Annotated in this window: 3 protein-coding genes; all 3 read left to right on the forward strand. The window is 45.6% G+C overall.

The features are described 5' to 3' along the window. Window positions 1-426 precede the first annotated feature (426 nt). Complete coding sequence (locus SY1_RS12155; RefSeq protein WP_279369755.1) at window positions 427-1,401, forward strand: ankyrin repeat domain-containing protein; 975 nt, start codon at window positions 427-429, stop codon at window positions 1,399-1,401. A gap of 579 nt (window positions 1,402-1,980) precedes the next feature. Continuing rightward, the gene (locus tag SY1_RS12160; protein WP_208873907.1) at window positions 1,981-2,505 is read left to right on the forward strand and encodes a hypothetical protein; all 525 of its coding nucleotides are present in this window, start codon (window positions 1,981-1,983) and stop codon (window positions 2,503-2,505) included. Next, a complete protein-coding gene (locus tag SY1_RS12165) occupies window positions 2,502-2,996 on the forward strand; it encodes a hypothetical protein (RefSeq protein ID WP_208873908.1) in 495 nt (164 codons plus the stop codon). Before SY1_RS12160 ends, SY1_RS12165 begins: the two co-directional genes overlap by 4 nt. Window positions 2,997-3,268 lie beyond the last annotated feature (272 nt).

Genomic DNA, 3,268 nt, shown 5'->3' on the forward strand with positions numbered 1-3,268 from the left:
CAGGGGAGGCAATCCATATTAAACGCGAATTGGTATCAGCTGATCTTCATGTTTTTGAGCGTCTTTTTAGAAAAAACTTCTTGTTTCCCTTCTTGACACGGCCCGGCAACCTTGATAGGATAAAAATACATCGTTTTTGTGCTTCATGGATATAGACTTGGAACTCGGAAGGGCAAACGGGAGCGCCGTCACGACGCGCAGACCTGAACAACCACGAATTCCTGAAATCGACAGCGCGAAGCGACCCGGAGGAAGGGAGGGTTCGCGCTCTTCTTTAAAATTCAGGCAAAACGACGAACGGCTGAAAAATTCAGAAGAAGTGGGAGGCGAAAGTCCTTGCGACGGAAGTTATCTGCGGCGAGCGCGTGTTTTTTTGTGGCGTCCTTCCTTTTGTCGTTGGGCTTGGCAGTGCCGGCCCTTGGCGCTATGGGGAGGGATGACTTCTTTGCCTTGGTCGAGAGCGGCGACATTGCGGAGATCGAGGCGGTGATCCGGAACGGACAGGACTTGGAACAGGAGAACGAGAGCGGCTGGACGCCCCTGTTCATGGCCATCAGGAGGGGAGACCCCGATGTCGTTCGGCTGCTGCTCCGTGCCTCAGCGAAGCCCGGACACAGGGCTAACGGGGACATGACCACTTTGCACTGTGCCATGATCGCCCTAGCGAAAGGCCGCCCTCTGGAGAAGACGCTGGAGATCGTGAACCTTCTGTTGTTGGAGGATATGAGCCTGGCCAATGCCCGGAATCGTGATGGAACGACGCCGCTCCACATTGCAGCGCTGCTTTACAGTGACAGGGAAATCCGTAACCAAATCCAGCAGGGGGATTTGAAGGATATTCCACGACTGCTGGAGGTTCTGTTCAGCGTAGGAGCGGATCCGAATATCAAGAATAAGGAAGGAAATACGGCGCTGCATGAGGCGACGTTAGGGGAAGATGAGGAAGTGGCGCTCCTGTTGATTCAGTCTGGAGCTGACGTCAACGCTGTTAATAATGAAGGACTTACGCCCCTTTGGGGTGCCGCGGCTATGGGACTGCCGCGGGTAGTGTCCGCTCTGCTGGAGCGTGGGGCCAATCCAAATGTCCGCACGGAGGGTATGACACCTTTGCACATGGCGACAGGAATAAGCTTTTTGAGGCGCAAGCCTTCGGGAGAATGGGAGAGCTTCAGCGAGATGTTGAAGCGTACAGGAAGGGATGGAACTGACTTTCTGAAGATGACAAAAGCTTTGGTCGAGACCGGGGCAGAGGTCAACGCTTTAAATAACTTGAAGCAATCTGAGAAGGGCGAAAGGGGGACGGCGCTTGATATGGCGGAGGAGGGAGGAAATACAATCGTGGCGGAATACCTGAAAAGCGTCGGAGGCAGGAAGAAGAAGCCCTGGTATTGGCCGTTCTGAAATGAGTGGCGATCGAATTCCCTTCAGGTGGGGCGACTTATGGCGTATTTTCTGGGCATCTTTGGGAGAGCTGTCCTTTGAAGAAATGTTTGTACGAGGATTTATTCTGTTGTTTTCTTCATTCGCATCTTGCCGAGGAATAGGGCACCATGCTCCAATGGAACCATATGCTCGAATGGGCATTGTTTTTTATAGTGTTTCCTGGATTCTATTTACTTATATTCGCTATTATTTTTTGCCATCTCATTGGCCATCATGGCTAAAATTCGTTGTAGTTACTCTATATGGCATATTCTGGGGTGTATTGATATCATTTTTTTATCATGTTTCTACGGAACAACTGATTTGGGCCATGTTGTGGGGTATGTGTTCTGTGTCAATTTTAATAATTAATTTTGAATAACATCGGGGGAGGATTGAATAATGCCGTTTTACGATATGAAGGATGTTAGTATTGTTATTGGTGGTGGTGCACTAGAAGCTCTAGAGCCTGCTTTTGATTGAAGGAGAACAGGAATTTTTGATGAAACCGGATGATATGAGAGACGACGTTTGATTCTGTGGGAGGGCGACTTGAAGATGTCAAAACGAAAAATTCTTTTGTTTCTTTTTGTTGGAGCGTCAGCTTTATGGGGTATTTTCCAATTATTTTCTCCATCTGCCCCAAATGCAGAGGTGATTTATGGAATGGTGCATCGCCTTTATGCCCGTTCTTTGGAAGATGTTAATAGGATAATGGGACGGCACGGAGAAAAGTCATCATCAGGTTTTTATACCTGGGAGTTTGACAACAAAGATAAATATTTTTTCTCAGATAATTCTATTGAATGTGTTTTTGAAGAGAATAAATGCGTAGCCGTATTTTATATGGAATATTTCTATGGCGCGAAGAAAGCTGATAAAAGATATCAGGTGTTATTGAAAGGTTTGTCGAAAAAACTGGGAACACCTGTAAGGGACAACAAGGGTTTTCTTGTATGGTCTAGGGGAGAGGAAAAAATTGGACTTATTCGAATGATTTTACCAGGGACGGAGCAAGCTGGGGTTGGAATTGCAGTTAATGAAAAAGATTTCGTTTTATCTAAGGATGGGATGGACAAATGAAAATTAGCAGAAATATTGTTATGATATTATTAATATTTTGTGCTCAAACAGGTTGGGCTTTTGCGCCAAATGCAAATGAAATCTATCAGAAACTGATTCCATTATTCTCTTCGGGGGGAAGCGTTTATGTGTCGACATGGGGTTCACCTATATTTGAAGAGAATGACATTCCAATTTGGCGGTGGGGGAATGGGCAACTTTCTTATATTTCAGAGACGGATGGTATCAATATCGCTTATTATGTGGAAATAGCTGATTCTGTCGAAAAAATGGATTCAAAATTATTGGAACGATATCACTACCTTAAGGATGGTTTCGCGTCCATATTGGGAGAGGGATATATAGATCAGAAGGGGGAAATAAAAGCTCAGGGGGTTGATAGTATCAGTAGAGTTTGGATGAAGGACAGTTTACGGTTTGGATGGCTGTGTTTTTACAATCAACAGATGCAGACGACTACATTACAATTCATTCTCATGAGACATCAGTGAACGAGTTTACGCGGTGGAAGGACAGGATGTCAAGCAGGAGGGGTCTTATGGGGAACGCTTATCTTTACAGCATTCAAAGACAACAGACATCGAAGATCAGTCAGCTGTTGTTTTGTACCTTGGCAAAACCAGGCTGTTAGGATTGCTAAAGGAAAGCTGACCGTATTGTCTGAACATTAAGATAAATTTTGGAACAGCAAATAAGTGTTTGAGGAGAAGATGCCGATGCGAAAAACTTTTTTGATGAGTTTTATGACGGGGCTCTTGTTTGT

Origin of the sequence: Fretibacterium fastidiosum, assembly GCF_000210715.1 — a bacterium.
Classification (GTDB): domain Bacteria; phylum Synergistota; class Synergistia; order Synergistales; family Aminobacteriaceae; genus Fretibacterium; species Fretibacterium fastidiosum.